General features: G+C 40.3%; 15 protein-coding genes. 6 read left to right on the forward strand and 9 right to left on the reverse strand.

Annotated elements, in window-relative coordinates; all coding sequences use genetic code 11:
- Window positions 1-14: 14 nt before the first annotated feature.
- The 7 genes from LG402_RS18195 to fixA all read right to left on the reverse strand — a co-directional run bounded on the left by LG402_RS18195 (window position 15) and on the right by fixA (window position 8,191).
- Window positions 15-1,250, reverse strand: coding sequence for a CaiB/BaiF CoA transferase family protein (locus LG402_RS18195; protein WP_109400052.1), 1,236 nt, complete (start codon window positions 1,248-1,250; stop codon window positions 15-17).
- Window positions 1,251-1,316: 66 nt separating this feature from the next.
- Window positions 1,317-2,954 carry an AMP-binding protein gene (locus LG402_RS18200; RefSeq protein ID WP_227336086.1) on the reverse strand — a complete coding sequence of 546 codons (1,638 nt, stop codon included), beginning with the start codon at window positions 2,952-2,954 and terminating at the stop codon, window positions 1,317-1,319.
- 471 nt (window positions 2,955-3,425) lie between these two features.
- Window positions 3,426-4,748 (reverse strand): MFS transporter, encoded by a 1,323-nt coding sequence (locus LG402_RS18205; protein WP_227336087.1) that lies wholly within the window; start codon window positions 4,746-4,748, stop codon window positions 3,426-3,428.
- A gap of 86 nt (window positions 4,749-4,834) precedes the next feature.
- On the reverse strand, window positions 4,835-5,122 hold the full coding sequence (gene fixX, locus LG402_RS18210; protein WP_023582978.1) for a ferredoxin-like protein FixX: 288 nt from the start codon (window positions 5,120-5,122) through the stop codon (window positions 4,835-4,837).
- On the reverse strand, window positions 5,119-6,411 hold the full coding sequence (fixC, locus tag LG402_RS18215; RefSeq protein WP_227336088.1) for an FAD-dependent oxidoreductase FixC: 1,293 nt from the start codon (window positions 6,409-6,411) through the stop codon (window positions 5,119-5,121). The genes fixX and fixC overlap by 4 nt, the downstream gene beginning before the upstream one ends.
- A gap of 56 nt (window positions 6,412-6,467) precedes the next feature.
- Window positions 6,468-7,406: an FAD-binding protein gene (locus tag LG402_RS18220; protein ID WP_227336089.1), complete on the reverse strand. Its 939-nt coding sequence runs from the start codon at window positions 7,404-7,406 to the stop codon at window positions 6,468-6,470.
- An 11-nt stretch (window positions 7,407-7,417) separates the two neighbouring features.
- Window positions 7,418-8,191, reverse strand: coding sequence for a putative electron transfer flavoprotein FixA (gene fixA / locus LG402_RS18225; protein ID WP_166539962.1), 774 nt, complete (start codon window positions 8,189-8,191; stop codon window positions 7,418-7,420).
- A 600-nt stretch (window positions 8,192-8,791) separates the two neighbouring features.
- Between fixA and caiT the strand changes: the two genes are divergently transcribed.
- From caiT to caiE, 6 genes are all read left to right on the forward strand, one after another.
- Window positions 8,792-10,306, forward strand: coding sequence for an L-carnitine/gamma-butyrobetaine antiporter (gene caiT / locus LG402_RS18230; RefSeq protein ID WP_227336090.1), 1,515 nt, complete (start codon window positions 8,792-8,794; stop codon window positions 10,304-10,306).
- Window positions 10,307-10,347: 41 nt separating this feature from the next.
- A complete protein-coding gene (gene caiA / locus LG402_RS18235) occupies window positions 10,348-11,490 on the forward strand; it encodes a crotonobetainyl-CoA dehydrogenase (RefSeq protein WP_023582983.1) in 1,143 nt (380 codons plus the stop codon).
- A 67-nt stretch (window positions 11,491-11,557) separates the two neighbouring features.
- Window positions 11,558-12,778, forward strand: a complete 1,221-nt coding sequence (gene caiB, locus LG402_RS18240; RefSeq protein ID WP_227336091.1) for an L-carnitine CoA-transferase — start codon at window positions 11,558-11,560, stop codon at window positions 12,776-12,778.
- Between the two features lie 74 nt (window positions 12,779-12,852).
- Entirely contained in the window at window positions 12,853-14,409 is a 1,557-nt protein-coding gene (caiC, locus tag LG402_RS18245; protein WP_166539960.1) for a crotonobetaine/carnitine-CoA ligase, read from the forward strand.
- Window positions 14,410-14,485: 76 nt separating this feature from the next.
- On the forward strand, window positions 14,486-15,271 hold the full coding sequence (gene caiD / locus LG402_RS18250) for a crotonobetainyl-CoA hydratase (RefSeq protein ID WP_109408364.1): 786 nt from the start codon (window positions 14,486-14,488) through the stop codon (window positions 15,269-15,271).
- A gap of 39 nt (window positions 15,272-15,310) precedes the next feature.
- Window positions 15,311-15,904, forward strand: a complete 594-nt coding sequence (gene caiE / locus LG402_RS18255) for a carnitine operon protein CaiE (protein ID WP_166539959.1) — start codon at window positions 15,311-15,313, stop codon at window positions 15,902-15,904.
- A 71-nt stretch (window positions 15,905-15,975) separates the two neighbouring features.
- Here caiE and caiF read toward each other — a convergent pair whose 3' ends face one another.
- Together caiF and fsa are read right to left on the reverse strand one after the other, a co-directional pair.
- Entirely contained in the window at window positions 15,976-16,368 is a 393-nt protein-coding gene (caiF, locus tag LG402_RS18260) for a carnitine metabolism transcriptional regulator CaiF (RefSeq protein ID WP_109408366.1), read from the reverse strand.
- A 573-nt stretch (window positions 16,369-16,941) separates the two neighbouring features.
- A complete protein-coding gene (fsa, locus tag LG402_RS18265; protein WP_109408367.1) occupies window positions 16,942-17,604 on the reverse strand; it encodes a fructose-6-phosphate aldolase in 663 nt (220 codons plus the stop codon).
- Between the last annotated feature and the right edge of the window lie 3 nt (window positions 17,605-17,607).

Raw genomic sequence — 17,607 nt, forward strand, 5'->3', positions numbered from 1 at the left:
AAAAAATAAGTGGATTATTCTTTCCACGTCATCACGTCTTTATTGGCTTCAAGGCTGGCAATTTCTTCTGCGCTATACCCTAATTCAGCTAATACAGACGGTGTGTCTTCACCTAACAAAGGACCACGACGATATTCAGGTAAACCACTCTCTAAGAAATCAATAGGTGGGCGAACTAAGGCTTTTTCACTGCCATTTTTGTACTTCATGTTGTAGAAGGTGTTGATTGCCCAAGCCTGTTTGTCTTCCAACACTTCTTCCCATGTTTGCGCAATACTGAATGGGATATCGTTTTTGGTGAAAATATCTGCCCATTCTGATGCTGTTTTTTGCTCAACTTGTTGCCAAATCAGATCATATAATTCAGGGGAGCGATTATTTTTCGCTACTTCTTGTAGACGTGTATAACGAGCGTCTTCCGCTAAATCTGGACGACCAATACAAGAAATAAAGGTTGGATAGTAGGCGTCATAAACAGGCATACAGACTTGAATAAAACGGTCATCTTTTGTTTTATAAGCCAGAATAAATGGGCTAGTAGTATTACGACGATCGATTGGATACGGCTGACCATAATCTGGGTATTGTGCCGCTTGGATCATGATTGCTTGGGTATAAATTGAGGTATGCAGTAAGTTAGTTGAAACATACTCACCTTGCCCAATATTTTTAGCGCGAATATAAGCAGCTAACACACCAGACACTAAACCTAATGCACATTGGTGATCACCAAGGCCAGGGATCACATTCATCGGTACTGTGCCTTTTTGGTACAGCGAACCTAAAATGCCACCACGAGCAAAGAATGCCGTGTAGTCAAATCCAGGTAGATCTTTATCTGGGCCTTCATCACCATAGCCGGTCACGCTGGCGTAAACTAATTTTGGAAAACGTTGTTTTAACGTTTCATAATCCAACCCTGCACGTTCTCTTGCACCAGGACGCCAGTTAGTTAAGAAAATGTCGGCTTTTTCTAGCAGTTCAAACAGAATTTTTTTACCTGCTTCTGTTTTCGTATTTAACACGATGCCACGTTTATTGGCATTTTCTAAATCAAAACTGGTGTTTTCATGTTGATCTAACGGACGGCCTTCAGTCGGTGCGGTATAACGTAAGTTATCACCACTTGGGGATTCAATTTTGATTACGTTCGCCCCCATATCAGCTAAAATACGGCCCGCTGCGGGTACGGCAATAAAGGTCGCCAACTCAACTACAGTGACGCCTTCCAGTGCTTTACGACTTGTCATTTTTTCTCCTAATTATTTTTAGACTTCATACTGCTGTTGTCAGAATGTGGATAAATCCGTTGTCACTTAACCCGCTACTTTGGTTTCTTCATCCTTGATTGAAACGCCATAACCCAATTGCAATTTCAGGGCTTGCACATCAATTTTTCCGCAAGGGGTATGAGGAAACTGCGTAAAGAAATGGAGTTCTTTGGGGATTTTGTAGCGAGCTAATCGCTCTTGTAGAAATACACGTAATTCGCTTTCATTTAGGGTGCAATCTTTTTGCACACAAATAGTGGCAATGACTTCCTCACCTAAATCGACAGAAGGAATGCCGAACGCTTTCGTTGCGTCAACACCGGGATATTCCGCAATGGCCTCTTCTATTTCACAAAGGCTGATATTTTCACCACCACGAACGACAATCTCTTTCATGCGATAGGCGTGGTGATAATTTCCTTGTTCATCGACATAACCAATATCCCCTGTATGTAACCAACCTTCCTCGTCTAGAGCTTCCTTGGTTTTATCAGGGGCATTGTCATAACCCATCATCACATGAAAACCACGAGTACAAATTTCACCCAAAACGCCCACTGGCACAGGTTTACCCGTTTTCGGACTAATGATTTGCATTTCAACAAAAGGTAATGGTTTACCGATAGAACTGCGTTTTATGGGTAAAGTATCGTTTGGTAATGTTTGAGTACAACAAGGCGAGGCTTCTGTTTGTCCATAAGAGACGGTGATCCCTTTCATTCCTAACGTATTTTCAATGTCATCAATTAACACAGGAGGAAAACTTGCCCCGGCAATAATGCCTTTATCAAGGCTAGATAAATCGTAGTGAGAAAACTGCTCGTGCTTCATTAAACGGCTAAAAATCGTTGGTACGCCATGCATAACGGTGCAACGATAGTCTTGGACGACTTTCAAAACATCTTCTGCACAATAGTTATCAAGAAGAACTAGTTGGCATCCGGTTGTTAACGCAAAAAAGAGACAAGAAGAGAGCCCAAAACAGTGGAATAAAGGAACAGCAAGACAAATGACATCGTTATGTGTTACGCCTAATCGCTGTGCTGACAGCATGGCATTATTAATCACATTATATTGGCTTAACATGACACCTTTAGGCATAGCAGTACTGCCTGAGGTCATTTGAATAGTCAGTAAATCTTTTACACTAACTTGTGAAATAGCATGTTGATATTCTTTATCTGATATTTTTTGGCTAATTGCTTTTAATTGAGATAATGAGACACTTTTTTCTGCCGATTTATTTCCCATACTAATAAATAACTGAGGTAATACATCCTTATTTTCAGTTACTTTTTTAGCAAGGCAATTAATCACTTCAATAAAGTCATTACTTTTAAACCCATCAGAAAAACATAATGCTTTAATACCGGTTAATCGACATAAATCTAATAACTCTCTTTTTTTAAAATGAAAGTTAATACAAACAACAGGAACACCAATTTGAGCAGCAGCAAGAAAACAAATTATCCACTCTTTACTATTAGCAGACCAAATACCTAAACGATCACCTTTTTTTAAACCAACCGCTAAAAAACCACGCGCAACATTTTCTACTTCTTGTTGTAATTGTTGCCAAGAAAGTGTCTTTTTACTTTGGTTTTCAATCAAGGCTGTTTGTGAAGCATATTGCTTTACAATATTGTTTAGACATTCTTTAACTGTCATTTCTAATAAGGTCATAAATACCTACTCAACCGCTTTTTTGCTGGTGTTTGCGTCTGTAATGACCTTATTCTGGGTAGGGGGAATTATTCATTCTTGGTAAATAACGAACTGTTTTTCGTCATTTGAATAGTATGAGAGAGATCTGTGATTGGGGTCTAGATTTGATGAGTTAAATATAATTTGTAATTGAAGATGAATTAATAACAATGAAATAAATTTGAAACCAAGGCGTTATAAAGGTGTTATTTTTAAAAATAAAAAGGAGAGTCATTTTATTTAAATAATAAAAATAAAATCACTCTCTCTTTAATATAAATAGTCTCATCTCTCTTTAAGGTATAAATAAATCTTATCAATAATCATTGGTGTGATAATTTAAATTAAAATAATATAAAAATAAATACAATAATGATTAAAGTTTATAACATCTAAATAAAAAACGTTTTAAATTACTTAACTTATTTTCTTGCTTATCAATTAAAGATGTTATTTACCTCGCCTCATTGGCATGGTTGAAGTCTGATTAAGCGTTAATCCTTTGGTTTCTGGCGCAAACAACACAGAAACTATCATGCCGAATAAAGAAATTGCGGCCCCCACTAACATCGTCGTATTAATCCCGTAAGTGGCAATAAAGGCAGGAAGCGCACAAGTTGAAATAACCGTACCAATACGGCTTATTGACATAATGACACCAACTGCCGATGCACGAATATCGGTTGGGAACAATTCATTAGGATAAAGCCATTGTAAAATTCCGGGGCCACCAGAAAAGAAGGCATAAGTCGCAAAGGCTAAGATAACAAATAAGATAGGTAAATCTGGGAAAACCCCTAGCACTAATAATGCCAATGTCATCATGGCAAAACTACCAATCAATAACGGACGTCGCCCTGTTTGATTTAACCAAAACATAGCAGGAATACATCCAAACATGAAGAATAGGCTAATCACCACATTACCCAGTGCCGCACTCCTTCCCGCATCCCATCCTAATAAACCGACAATCTGAGGTCCAAAGGTATAAATGGCAAACATCGGAATAACTTGGCAAGTCCAAATGACCGCAACAAAAAGCACGAAAGAAAAATGACGTTTATTAAATAGCTCGATAAAACGCGTTGTTTTGGCATTTTCAGCTTCAAAAACGACAGGTTCACCAAAAAGCTTTATCATCATTTCATTACACTCTTGAATACGCCCTTTGCGTATTAGCCAAAGCGGGGATTCAGGTAAATCAAAGCGACCAATTAAAATAATAACGCAAGGAATAAAAGCACTGCCCAACATCCAGCGCCAGCCATCTGCAACATCATATAAAAGATAACCGACTAAGTTGGCACATGTTGCCCCGATATACCACATTGCGGCAATAAAACCGACAGCAAAAGCACGTTGTTTTTTATTGGAAAACTCCGTGATCATTGACGTCGCAATGGGGTAATCAGCACCAATCACAATTCCAATAAGGAATCGCATCACCAATAGACCCACTGGTGTTGACACAAACATCGTTGCAATCGAAATAAGCCCAATAGCCACAATATCAACGAGGAACATTTTGCGACGACCCACTTTGTCACAAATATAACCAAAAAGTGATGTGCCAATAAAAAGCCCTGCTAATGTTGCCGCACCAAGCAGCCCAATCCATCGTGTATCAAGCTGTAATAACGGTGTGAGTTGCTCTAATGCCACACCGATGATCACTAATACATAGCCATCAAGAAAAGGGCCACCACTCCCCCATAACATCACCCGACGATGTACAGAGGTAAAACGAATATCATCAAAGTTTCTGGGTTGCATGACTGCGTCCTGGTATTTTTTCTAAATAAAGCAAAAAAAGAAAAGCTCCCAGGCCGGAGCAGCGCTGGGAGAAAAGTAGCGATACATCATCCGTAACGATATTCCACGCCAAAAGTTCCGCGTGGGTATTCCCATTTTTCAAGCGCACTATCTAAACCAAGAATTCGACACGTTCCACACTCTAAGCACCCTGCATAATCAAAACTGATAGTGCCATCTTCTTGTTTTTTATATAGACCTGCAGGACAAGCTTTGACTAAGGTTTCCAATACCTGCATATCAGGTTGCTCTTTAACGACGATATGTGGATTTTCTTCATCGACATTAAATTTATTGATGCCTAGTTTGACATCGACATTTACGGGAGAACTCATATTGCTTTTACTCCTTTGATCCCATCTTTGATCAGATTCATCCAACCGACTTTTTTGGTATGACGCATCATGGTTTTACGCATTGGTACGGGGGCTTCACCCGTAACGGTAAAGAGATCTTTCGCGATACCAACGACCATTTCAGGATAAGCAGTGAACATACGAGGATTATCAAGTAGATCAGGCATACGCTGATACGCTTTCATATCGCGCAACGGGCCATCTTCTAAATGTTTGAGATATTCATTAAGTGATTGTTTACTAAAATCATTTTTTGCCATAGCAGAAAGCATCGTTTTTGCAGCCGCTTCACCAGATGCCATCGCTAAATCCATTCCTCGGATAGTAAAGCCAAGGTTCATACACATCCCTGCTGCATCACCAGCAATTAATACGCCATCGCGTACTAATTCGTTTTGCATTCTTAAGCCCGCTTCTGGAACGACATGCGCACCGTATTCCACCATTTTTCCGCCCTCAATTAGCGGAGCAACAACGGGATGCTGTTTAAAATCTTCCAGCATTTGTGGTACTGATTTTTTCGCATCTTTAATATGGTGCAACCCACAAACAAGACCTAAAGAGAGCGTGGTTTTATTGGTATATAAAAAACCACCGCCCATCAATCCATCGGTAGGTGATCCTGCAAATAACCAAGCCGCGCCTTCGTTATCTTTTAGGTTAAAGCGATCTTTAATCACACTTTCAGGCAATTCGATGATCTCTTTTACACCTACTGCTACATTTTCAGCGGCAACACGTTTTGTCATCCCTAACTGTTCAGCTAAGATAGAATTCACACCATCAGCTAAAATAACGGCTTTGGCTTCTAACACATCACCATCAGCTTCCACACCAACAATCTTGCCATCACGTTCGACGAGCTTATCAACGCGAATACCTGTAATACATTGCGCACCGGCATTTTCGGCTTGTTCCATTAGCCATTGATCAAACTCACCACGTAATACAGACCAAGAAGCCGTTTTGGGGTTATTCCCTTCGGCATTTTGGTAATCAATTGTCATTGCACCGGCTTCAGTCATAAACGACAATTTTTCGTGAGTAATAACGCGTTCAACAGGTGCTTCTTGCGCAAACTCAGGAATGATGCGTTCAAGAGTATGTGCATACATACGACCACCGGTTACATTTTTCCCGCCAGCGTAGTTACCTCTTTCTATTAGCAATACTTGTGCGCCTTCCCTTGCCAAAACAAGTGCAGCCACAGATCCTGCTAATCCTGCGCCAACAATAATGGCATCGAAAATATCTTCGGAATCGGACATAACATCTCCAGAATTTGCGATAAAAGCAGAGAAGTCACCTTCTCTGCTTAAATAAATCAGTTAGATAATTGACGAGTTAATGCAGGTAAAATCTTCATTAAATCACCGACAATGCCGTAGTCAGCAAATTGGAAGATAGGGGCATTTTTGTCTTTATTAATAGCAACAATAGTTTGTGCGCCATTAGCGCCGACCATATGTTGAATTTGTCCTGAAATACCCGCAGCTAGGTAGAGTTCAGGTTTCAGCATCAGGTTAGAAATACCGACATAGCGTTCGTGCTCCATCCATTTCTCATTTTCAGCAACAGGACGAGAACACGCGATTTCAGCACCAATGGCTTTCGCTAGCTCTTCTGCAATAGCGATATTTTCTTTACTGCCAATACCGCGACCTACACTGACAACAAAACGCGCTTTATCTAAATCAACCGCATTGATTGCGCGCGGTTGAACTGAATTACGAACGATGGTTTGAGCGGGAGCAATCCATGCCACTTTTTGTGCATTACCTGCCGCACTTGTTTCTGGTGCAACATCAAAAGCACCGACACTTGCAGTCACTACGCAATAAGGGGTTTTCAGGGTTTCATCACCAAAGGCAAGACCCCCGTAAACCATGTGTTTTGTTACTAATGCATCACCGTCTACTTTTAAAGATTGTGCGTCATTAGAAACAACCGCCGCTAAACGATGACCCAAACGTGCTGCGAGTAATTTTCCGCGACGTGTATTAGGTAATAGCACTAAACCTGCATCACCTTTTTGTTTGATGATTTCAACCATGCTTTGTGCATAGTCTTCAATAATGCGATCGTCAGGTTTACCTTCTAATTGGAAAACCTCAGTTGCCCCTAATTTAAAAGCAGCCACGCTTTGTTCATCATTCAATGTAAATACATTGATAGATTGTCCTAATGAAGAAGCGCCACCCACTAACTCTGGTAAACGGGAAAGTGCATCACTAAATACCCAAACAGTTGAAAACTGGCTCATAACTCCCCCTATTACTTAAGAATTTTACGTAAATGTTCTGCCAACTCAGCAATCTGATCGTCACCATCACCTTCAATAATGATGCGTTGACGCACTTTCTGTTTTGGTGCCGCAATTTTTTGCTCTGAACGCGCAGTAATCACATCCAGACCAAGATCGGCAACACTCCATTGCTGAACAGGTTTTTTGGCAGCGCCAAGAATGGCTTTCATCGAAGGAATTTGAGGTGTGTTAATATCAGTAGATACCGCAATTACAGCAGGTAATGGAATGGTCAGTGTTTCAATTTCATTTTCTAATTCACGCTCAACCGTAATTGAATCATTAGAGAGCGAAACAATTTTGTTAATACCATTGATTGCAGGGATATTTAAAATTTCCCCCACCAGCAAGCTAACTTGTTGTGAGCTGAGATCTGCAGAGCCATCACCACAAAGAATTAAGTCATAACCTTTTTTAGTGGCTGCAGCCGCCAGCGCAACCGCCGTTTGATAGGGTAAAGAGGCTTCAAATTGGTCATCAACCACAACCACTAAATCGTCAGCACCACGAGAAAGAACGTCTTTACGTGCTTTCGCATTTGTCAGTGCTTTACCACCAACACTCATTGCCGTGATTTGAATACCATCAAGTTGCGTCTTAAGCTGATTAGCGGCTTCAATCGCATTTAAATCATATTGGCTGATTTTGGTATTAGCGCGAGAAAAATCTAGCGAACTATCTGCGCTATTTACCGTAATATCCTGCTCATCGGGAACACTTTTGTAACATGTAATAATATTCATTACATCTCCTGGAATTAATAAATAATGTCATTTACTCTGGCAATGTAATATAGAATTAACATAATTAAGTGATTAAAAAATTAAACCTAGGTCACCAATATTGAACATTATTAAATAAAGAAGAGATAGCGTTCAATATTGCTAAATACATCACCAATATTGAAATTAGTTTTAATTAAAGTGTTCAACTTTCAATATTGCTACTTCGATCAACAATATTGAACATAATAAATATAATGGTATTTAACATTCAATATTGCCACTCAGATCAACAATATTGAAAGACGGAATATAACAAGCCGATTACATACAATGCAATACCAATAATTATCAATAAGTTATAATGAAAATAAAACGTTATAAAACGTAACATAAAATCGACAAAAAGAATAGTGTGAAGTGAATAACAGAATAGATTTCTTATAATATCCATCATTCTTCATCATTAATGGATTTGTAGATTAGCCAATGACTTTATTTTTCTATTATGATGAATCACCAATAGACAAAATATTCATAAATAAACTTAATTGTTTTATTAGTTATTAGGAATTAACACTACTTAAACTTCTGCGCTAAATATATTTGGAAAATTTACCTATGAGCAAAGATAATAAAAAGGCAGGAATAGAACCGAAGGTTTTTTTTCCGCCATTGATCATTGTTGGTATTTTATGTTGGTTAACGGTACGTGATCTTGATGCTTCAAATGAAGTGATTAATGCCGTATTCAGCTATGTTACCAATGTCTGGGGTTGGGCCTTTGAATGGTACATGGTTATCATGTTCGGAGGTTGGTTTTGGTTAGTCTTCGGTCGTTATGCCAATAAACGTCTTGGGGAAGACAAACCTGAGTTTAGTACCGCAAGCTGGATCTTTATGATGTTTGCGTCTTGTACATCAGCCGCCGTCCTTTTCTGGGGCTCGATTGAAATATACTACTACATTTCAAGCCCGCCTTTTGGAATGGAAGGTTATTCGACTCAAGCTAAAGAAATTGGCCTTGCTTACAGCTTGTTCCACTGGGGTCCTCTACCTTGGGCAACTTACAGCTTCCTTTCTGTTGCGTTCGCTTATTTCTTCTTTGTTCGCAAAATGGAAGTTATCCGCCCAAGTAGCACCTTAACCCCATTAATTGGTGAAAAACACGTTAATGGCATTGTTGGGACGATTATTGATAACTTCTATCTTGTTGCTTTAATTCTGGCAATGGGGACTAGCCTTGGTTTAGCAACACCGTTAGTCACTGAATGTATTCAATACTTATTTGGTATTCCTCATACTCTGCAATTAGATGCCATCATTATCTCTTGCTGGATCTTATTAAACGCGATTTGCGTGGCATTTGGTCTGCAAAAAGGGGTAAAAATCGCCAGTGATATTCGTACTTACCTGAGCTTCTTAATACTGGGTTGGGTATTTATCGTCGGTGGTGCGAGCTTTATCGTCAATTACTTCACAGACTCTGTTGGTACATTGATGATGTATATGCCTCGTATGCTGTTCTATACAGACCCAATCGGTAAAGGTGGATTCCCTCAAGGTTGGACGGTCTTCTATTGGGCATGGTGGGTTATTTACGCCATCCAAATGAGCATCTTCTTAGCCCGTATCTCTAAAGGCCGTACTGTTCGTGAACTGTGTTTAGGTATGGTTACAGGCTTAACCGCAGGCACATGGTTAATTTGGACAATTCTTGGTGGTAACACCTTACAACTGATTGACCAAAATATTCTCAACATTCCACAACTAATTGAACAATACGGTGTACCTCGCGCCATTATCGAAACATGGGCGGCATTACCGTTCAGCACAGCGACAATGTGGGGCTTCTTTATCCTCTGCTTTATTGCCACTGTCACTTTAATCAATGCCTGTTCTTACACACTAGCAATGTCCACTTGTCGCTCTATGAAAGAAGGCTCTGAGCCACCTTTATTAGTGCGTATCGGCTGGTCTGTGCTGGTCGGTGTTATCGGCATCATTCTTCTAGCACTTGGAGGTTTAAAACCAATTCAAACCGCCATTATCGCCGGAGGATGCCCACTATTTTTCGTCAATATCATGGTCACCTTGTCCTTTATTAAAGATGCCAAAGTACATTGGAAAGACTGATCCGCTATACGCAAAGAATGACATATTAAGAGGTTATTAACATGGATTTTAGATTGAATGATGAGCAGGAACTGTTTGTTGACGGTGTCCGCGAATTAATGGCCAGTGAAAACTGGGAAGCTTATTTCGCACAGTGTGATCGCGAAAGCAAATACCCAGAACGTTTTGTCAAAGCCTTAGCGGATATGGAAATTGACAATCTGCTTATCCCTGAAGAGCACGGCGGCTTAAATGCAGGTTTTGTTACTGTTGCTGCCATCTGGATGGAATTAGGTCGTTTAGGTGCGCCAACTTACGTGCTTTACCAATTACCTGGTGGCTTTAACACCGTATTGCGTGAAGGGACTCAAGAGCAAATTGATAAAATCATGGCGTTCCGTGGTACAGGTAAACAGATGTGGAACTCTGCTATCACTGAACCGGGTGCAGGCTCCGACGTTGGTAGCTTACAAACCACTTATACCCGTAAAGATGGCAAAGTTTACCTTAACGGTAGCAAATGCTTTATCACCAGTAGTGCCTATACCCCTTATGTTGTTGTGATGAGCCGTGACTCAGCATCTCCAGATAAACCAATCTTTACTGAATGGTTTGTGGATATGAGTAAACCGGGTATTAAAGTCAACAAGTTAGAAAAACTGGGTTTACGCATGGATAGCTGCTGTGAAATCACTTTCGATAACGTTGAACTTGAAGAAAAAGACATGTTTGGCCGTGAAGGCAACGGCTTTAACCGTGTGAAAGAAGAGTTCGATCACGAACGTTTCTTAGTGGCTCTCACTAACTACGGTACCGCAATGTGTGCATTCGAAGATGCGGCTCGTTATGCCAACCAACGTGTGCAATTTGGCGAAGCTATCGGCCGTTTCCAACTTATTCAAGAAAAATTCGCTCATATGGCGATCAAACTCAATTCAATGCGCAACATGTTATATGAAACTGCATGGAAGAGTGACAACAACTTAATCACTTCTGGTGATGCAGCTATGTGTAAATACTTCTGTGCGAATGCGGCATTTGAAGTAGTTGATAGTGCAATGCAAGTGCTTGGTGGTGTTGGTATTGCTGGCGAGCACCGTATTTCTCGTTTCTGGCGTGACCTTCGTGTTGATCGTGTCTCTGGTGGTTCTGATGAAATGCAGATCCTGACATTAGGACGTTCAGTACTTAAACAGTATCGCTAATTAATCACGAAAACTCTCTCATCATTAGGTGAGAGAGTATTCATTAAACCACTTACGAGGTGACGCTATGACAGAACATTTACCAATGCCACAATTCGGCCCACTTTCAGGGGTTCGTGTTGTGTTTTCAGGAATTGAAATTGCAGGGCCATTTGCAGGACAAATGTTTGCAGAATGGGGTGCTGAAGTGATTTGGATTGAAAACGTTGCATGGGCTGACACCATTCGCGTTCAACCTCACTACCCTCAACTTTCTCGCCGTAATCTTCATGCACTATCGTTAAATATCTTTAAAGACGAAGGTCGTGATGCGTTCTTAAAATTAATGGAAACCACTGATATCTTTATCGAAGCCAGTAAGGGCCCAGCCTTTGCACGTCGCGGTATTACAGATGAAGTATTATGGGAACATAACCCTAAATTAGTTATCGCTCATTTATCGGGTTTTGGTCAATATGGCGATCCGCAATATACCAACCTACCCGCTTATAACACCATCGCTCAGGCTTTCAGTGGTTACCTTATTCAAAACGGTGACAAAGATCAGCCAATGCCAGCCTTCCCTTATACCGCAGACTATTTCTCAGGGATGACCGCAACCACTTCGGCGTTAGCGGCACTGTATAAAGTTCAACAAACAGGTAAAGGCGAAAGTATTGATATTGCTATGTATGAAGTGATGTTGCGCATGGGGCAATACTTCATGATGGATTATTTCAATGGTGGAGAAATCTGCCCTCGAATGACCAAAGGGAAAGATCCGTACTATGCAGGCTGTGGGCTTTATCGTTGCCAAGATGGTTATATCGTGATGGAAGTTGTCGGTATCACTCAAATTCAAGAAATTTTCAAAGATATCGGACTTGCTCATCTGCTTGGTACACCTGAAGTACCAGAAGGCACTCAACTTATTCACCGTATTAACTGCCCTCATGGCCAATTATTTGAAGACAAGTTAGATGAATGGTTAGCCAAACAACCCATCACTGAAGTACTTAAACGTCTTTCAGAACTTAATATTGCCAGCGCCAAAGTGCTGACTATTCCTGAGCTTGAAGGCAATCCGCAATATGTCGCGCGTGAATCGATCACCGAATGGCAAACCATGAATGGAGAAACCTGCAAAGGACCAAACGTGATGCCGAAATTCAAAAATAATCCGGGAAAGATCTGGCGTGGAATGCCATCTCACGGCATGGACACTGACGCGATTTTGAAAAACATCGGTTATAACGACGAACAAATCAGGGGGCTAGTCGATAAGGGGCTGGCTAAAATCGAAAAGTAATACCGTTAAATTCAGATAGCACATAGGTAGAAAATGCATCTGAACTCACGGCAAAAGAATAGGGTAACAGTTTAATGGATGTGATTGGCAAACAAAACTTACGTCAAATGTGGGATGATTTAGCAGAGGTTTTTGGCAAAAAAACAGCGCTAATTTTCGTATCCGCACAAGGACAAGAGAGACAATTTAGCTACAGTGAATTAAATGAAGAGATCAACCGAACCGCAAATCTTTTCCATGCTGGTGGCATAAAAAAAGGCGACCATGTTGCCTTGCATCTTGATAACTGCCCTGAGTTTTTCTTTTGCTGGTTTGGCTTGGCAAAAATTGGTGCTGTCATGGTGCCCATTAATGCGCGCTTTATGTATGAAGAGAGCGCATGGATAATCAATCACTGCCAAGCTCATTACGTGGTAACTCGCGATAATTTCTATCCTATTTACCAACCTATGTTGCAGGATGAACAATGCCCTTTAACGCAACTGTTTTTAATAACAGAAAACAGTCCGCCTGCTGAAAAAGGGGTTATCGACTTTTTAAAAGAGAAAGCCAAGCATCCTGTTACGCTTAATCATCACACACCATTAAGTGTAGATGACACTGCTGAAATTCTTTTTACCTCAGGAACAACTTCTCAACCCAAAGGCGTTGTTATTACACACTATAACTTACGCTTTGCAGGTTATTACTCATCATGGCAAAACGCATTACGTGAAGACGATGTTTATCTCACCGTTATGCCTGCCTTTCATATTGATTGCCAATGCACCGCATCTCTCGCGGCATTTTCTGTAGGTGCGACATTTGTCCTACTCGAAAAATACAGTGCTAGAGCTTTTTGGAAACAAATCCTTAAGTATCAAGCGACGGTGACGGAATGCATTCCCATGATGATGAGAACCTTAATGGCACAACCAGTTTCATCCGAAGAAAAGCAACACAAATTACGCGAAGTAATGTTCTACCTCAATCTCGCAGATGAAGAAAAAGACGCTTTTATTGAGCGCTTTAACGTGCGATTGCTCACCTCTTATGGCATGACAGAAACTATCGTTGGTTTAATTGGTGATAGACCCGGAGATAAACGCCGTTGGCCATCAATTGGTAGACCGGGTTTTTGTTATCAAGCTCAAATCAGAGACAAACAAAACCACGAAGTGCCTGATGGCGTTGTGGGTGAAATCTGCGTAAAAGGCGAGCCTGGAAAAACCTTATTCAAAGAGTATTACAACCGACCCGATGCCACAGCAAAAGCGCTAGAGCCAGAAGGTTGGTTACATACTGGTGATTATGGTTATCGTGACGATGAAGGCTTTTTCTATTTCGTTGATCGCAGTTGCAATATGATCAAACGTGGTGGCGAGAATGTCTCTTGCGTTGAGATTGAAAATATCATTTCTTCACATCCTAAAATTCAAGATGTCGCCGTAATTGGAGTGCCTGACAACATTCGTGATGAAGCAATTAAAGCCTTTGTGGTACTGGTTGAAAATGAAACCTTGAGTGAAGAAGAATTCTTCCATTTCTGTGAGCAAAATATGGCGAAGTTTAAAGTTCCCAGCGCAGTTGAATTTAGAGAGGGCTTACCACGTAATTGCTCCGGAAAAGTGATTAAAAAGCATTTGAAATAAGGCATAGGTAGGTTCAACCACAACTTAATAACCTCAATCATAAATGCTTATTTTTGATGATGAAAAGGAATACAACATGAGCCAATCATTACACCTAACAACGCGTGGTTCAGTACTTGAAATTGTATTAGATAGGCCAAAAGCCAATGCTATTGATGCGAAAACCAGTCATGAAATGGGCGAAGTTTTCCTACGTTTTCGTGATGATCCCAACCTACGTGTCGCGATTATTACAGGTGCAGGCGAACGCTTTTTCTCGGCAGGATGGGATTTAAAAGCAGCGGCTGAAGGTGAAGCCCCTGATGCTGATTTCGGTGCAGGCGGTTTTGCTGGTTTAACTGAGCTTTTCAATCTAGATAAACCTGTTATTGCCGCCGTTAACGGCTATGCTTTTGGTGGTGGATTTGAATTAGCACTCGCTGCCGACATGATAGTGTGTTCAGACAACGCTTCTTTTGCGTTACCTGAAGCACAACTAGGCATTGTGCCAGATAGTGGTGGCGTATTGCGTTTACCTAAACGTTTACCTCCGGCTATCGTCAATGAAATGCTAATGACCGGCCGTCGTATGAATGCGGACGAAGCATTGCGTTGGGGCATTGCAAACCGTGTTGTTAGTTCTGCTGAATTAATGGATAGCGCTCGTGAACTCGCAGATCAAATCGCCAATAGTGCCCCACTGGCTGTTGCAGCATTAAAAGAGATTTATCGTGCCACTAGCGAACTTTCTATTGAAGAAGGCTATAAATTAATGCGCAGTGGTGTATTAAAACATTATCCAAGTGTTCTCCATTCAGAAGATGCCACAGAAGGGCCACTTGCCTTTGCTGAGAAACGAGCACCTGAATGGAAAGGTCGATAATTATTTAGTGTTTCGATAATACAACAAAGAGGAAAACAGATGAGTATCTACGCGTTTGAAGGCCTTGTCCCTGTGGTTCATCCAACAGCTTATGTTCATCCATCTGCAGTATTAATTGGTGATGTGATTATTGGTGCAGGAGTTTATATCGGCCCATTAGCCTCACTCAGAGGGGATTATGGGCGCTTGATTGTTGAAGCAGGCGCTAACCTTCAAGACGGTTGTATCATGCACGGTTATACCGATATGGATACCATTGTTAGAGAAAATGGACATATTGGGCATGGTGCAATTCTCCATAGTTGTATTATCGGGCGTGACAGTTTAGTGGGTATGAATAGCGTGATTATGGACGGTGCAGTGATTGGTGAAGAAAGTATTGTTGCCGCGATGAGCTTTGTGAAAGCAGGCTTTCAAGGACAACCTCGGCAAATGCTGATTGGCAGTCCTGCGAAACATGTGCGTGATATTACTGATAATGACATGGAATGGAAGCGTATGAACACACGCGAATATCAAGACTTAGCGGTGCGTTGTCGTCAAAGCTTAGTCGAAACCACACCTTTAACGGCACCTGAGCCTAATCGTCCACGTTTACGAGGCACAACCGAAGTGAAACCAAAAGGTCAGTAACAAACAGCGACAGGCGTTATACGCGCCTGTCGTCATTGTTCTTTTTTCAACCTGCAACTTAATCAGTCACGTTATCGTCGTTGTGATTTTGATAACATCCATTGCCATTTTTGTTCATGGTTTAACCCATGAGGGATCATGGATGCTAATTTCTCAGGAGAACTTTGACTACTTTTACCTTGAACATGGCCTTTTAAGCGTGAATAAAGTTGAGGATCGATATGACTCACTTTGATCATTCGTTGGCATTGGCATCCTCTGCCTTCAAGCTGATTAGGGACACTTTTCGTTTCACATTCAATTTCTTTTACATCAGAAAGAATATAAGAAACGATATTAATCGCATTACATTGAGGAATATCGAATTTTGTTGCAATTTCTTTCGCACTTACCCAACGTTCTTGCGCTTGAACCCAGTCAGCAATTGATAGATAAAGTGGCTTATTCATGTATTCTTCGCACATATTTACTCCAGTATCACAAATAAAGTTTTATTTATCGCTAAATAAAGATAATAACTGTATATGTTAATTATCATTGCACCGCGGAGTATCGGTTTTCCCTGTTAATCTGGTAAGTTAACAACCCCATCAATATAATATTTAGTTTATTCTTAACAACCAAACTCTTTAATTAACACACTTGTCACAATTTGTTATTTTATTATTAAAGCCAAAGCAATAACAATTAAACCGAGTAAAAACAAAAAATTAATTAAATATTAAAATATAAAATAGCTTTTAGAGAAAAAATAACAATTCATTGATAAATAAACTATTTTTCACAAAAAAATAAAAAATAGATAGATTATATTAATAATCCATTTATAGACTAAGATTATAGTAATAGATCTAAATTTAGATTGCCAGAAAGGTGACTTATTATTAGATGTAAATCAATATTCTTTTATTTTAAGGCATCATAATCTAGTTATTAATACATTAGTAAAAGTGAAGATTAATATCTTAAATATCCCAAAACTGATAAATCAAGTGCTATATAGCGCTATAGCACTTAGTCTCATATTATTAATTTGATTATAAAAAACGACGTTCAAATGCGCCTTGCCAATCATCTGCAAATCTATTTACTGCATCATCGACAACCGGTGAGCGAATAATTGAGTAAGCAAGTTCAATCGGTAATGTCACCGAAGAAGCCCCAGCTAATAAACAATCAACAACCTGACGGGGTGTTTTAAAGCTCGCAGCTAAGATTTTCGTCGGTAAATTATGCATGGTAATCAGTGTTTGTAACTCTTTTACTACTCTTACCCCATCAGAGCCTTGTCTATCCATACGATGCACATAAGGGGCTATATAATCTGCCCCTGCTAAAGCTGCCATTAATCCTTGTGAGACACTGTAAATCGCGGTACCTAATACCAGCATATTTTTTTGTTTCAATTGTTTAATGGCGACAAGTCCCGCTTCAGTAACTGGGATTTTAATCACGGTATTATCCGCGATATTGCCAATACGTAATGCTTCTTCAATCATGGTATCGACATCACTGGCAATAACCTGTGCAAATACCCGACCTTTTCCTCCCATTGCCGCTTTTAATTCAGGCAACAGCGTTTCAATATCTTGTGCCGATTTAGCAATAATAGACGGATTGGTAGTGACACCTGCAATAGGAAGAACTTGAGAGAGTTTTCTGACTTCTTCGATATCCGCTGTATCTAAATAGATTTCCATAAT

The organism is Proteus sp. NMG38-2, assembly GCF_020640995.1.
Classification (GTDB): domain Bacteria; phylum Pseudomonadota; class Gammaproteobacteria; order Enterobacterales; family Enterobacteriaceae; genus Proteus.